Origin of the sequence: Nitrobacter winogradskyi, assembly GCF_006539545.1 — a bacterium.
Classification (GTDB): domain Bacteria; phylum Pseudomonadota; class Alphaproteobacteria; order Rhizobiales; family Xanthobacteraceae; genus Nitrobacter; species Nitrobacter winogradskyi_A.
This window is the reverse complement of the sequence record NZ_BJNF01000064.1, coordinates 1-1338: the sequence shown is the minus strand read 5'-3', so window position 1 is coordinate 1338 and position 1338 is coordinate 1. Positions and strand designations below refer to the sequence as shown.

Sequence of the window (1338 nt, the reverse complement as noted above, 5' to 3'; positions counted from 1 at the left end):
GCTCTAGAGCATTATCGCTTCTGACTGAATCAGACTCGTCCGTCGTGTGGGAGCGACCGCCAAACGGCCAGCATCACTTAGTGTAAGGGCACAGGGACCGCAGCGACAACGATCCGAAGCGGTCCTCGAACGACGAGGGCGCTCCCGCTTTTTTGATGAGGAAAACGATCCGTCGCTCCGCGCGTTCTGTGATTTCGACGGAATCGCCGGTCTCCCGGATCAGGTTCGGAATATCGATCACCGAGAGCGGATCGGTGCAATGCACCTCAAGCCGCTCGCCAGGCGTCAACGATTTCAAGGCCTTGCGGGTCTTGAGCGCTGGCATCGGGCACTTCAGCCCGGTCAGATCGAGTTTCGATATCAGCATGGGGATAAACATGGCGAATCCCGATGAGACCGTCAACCGGTGGACGACGGGTCCCGCTTACATTGCCTCCAATCAGCGCCGGTTCGGGGGGATGTTGTTCCGGCCGATCACGTCCTATTGTCATGAGCAACCGGACGCCCCATGACCAGCACCGACGCAGCCTCTCCCCCGGATTATCCGCCAACTCCCGCCGTCATCCTCGCCGGCGGGCTTGCGCGGCGCATCGGGGGCGGCGACAAGCCGATGCGCGAGATCGGCGGGCAGACGATCCTGGCCCGCGTGATCGCGCGACTGGCATCCCAATGCAGCGGCCTCGTCCTCAACGCCAACGGCGATCCGGCGCGGTTCTCAGGGTTCGGCCTGCCCGTCGTCGCCGATAGCGTGGCGGATTTTCCCGGGCCGCTCGCCGGGATTCTGGCTGCTCTCGACTGGGCGGCGGAGCAGCGATCAGGCCACCAATGGATCGTGAGCGCTCCGGGCGATTGCCCGTTCCTGCCGCGCGATCTGGTGGCCCGGCTGCATGAGGTGCGTGACCAACAGGATGCCGAGCTTGCGGTCGCTGTTTCGGGCGGGCGGACGCATCCCGTGATCGGACTGTGGAACGTGACGCTGCGTGACGAACTGCGCCAGGCGCTGACATCCGAAGGCATCAGAAAGGTCGATCGCTGGACCGCGCGCTACCGGCTTGCCGCGGTTTCATGGCCGACCGCGCCGTTCGATCCGTTCTTCAATGTCAACACCACCGACGATCTCGCCGAAGCCGAACGCCTGGCCGCGCTGGACGTAGCCGCATGAGGCCGCCGCGAACCGGAAGCATCAGCCGCCCCCAAAAATCCGGTTCAACCGCATTGAATTAGACTCTCGCCTTAACTTCTTGACAGAGCATGATTTTATCCGAACACCGGTTCTCCGCTTTTCAAGATCATACTTTAGAGCCTTTCCGCTACTGATAGAATCAGAAGTGGGCTCTA

At 62.2% G+C, this 1338-nt stretch carries 2 protein-coding genes; one reads left to right on the top strand and one right to left on the bottom strand.

The window, feature by feature from the left end:
• Window positions 1-73 precede the first annotated feature (73 nt).
• A complete protein-coding gene (locus NWI01_RS11960; RefSeq protein ID WP_141384066.1) occupies window positions 74-379 on the bottom strand; it encodes a sulfurtransferase TusA family protein in 306 nt (101 codons plus the stop codon).
• A 129-nt stretch (window positions 380-508) separates the two neighbouring features.
• Here NWI01_RS11960 and mobA point away from each other — a divergent pair, with 129 nt between their 5' ends.
• Window positions 509-1162 (top strand): molybdenum cofactor guanylyltransferase MobA, encoded by a 654-nt coding sequence (gene mobA, locus NWI01_RS11955; RefSeq protein ID WP_141384065.1) that lies wholly within the window; start codon window positions 509-511, stop codon window positions 1160-1162.
• The last annotated feature ends 176 nt before the right edge of the window (window positions 1163-1338 follow it).

What these genes read in the sequence shown, in the direction of transcription:
- NWI01_RS11960 (WP_141384066.1), bottom strand. Translation starts at nt 379, where the DNA reads ATGTTTATCCCCATGCTGATATCGAAACTCGATCTGACCGGGCTGAAG.
- mobA (WP_141384065.1), top strand. Translation starts at nt 509, where the DNA reads ATGACCAGCACCGACGCAGCCTCTCCCCCGGATTATCCGCCAACTCCC.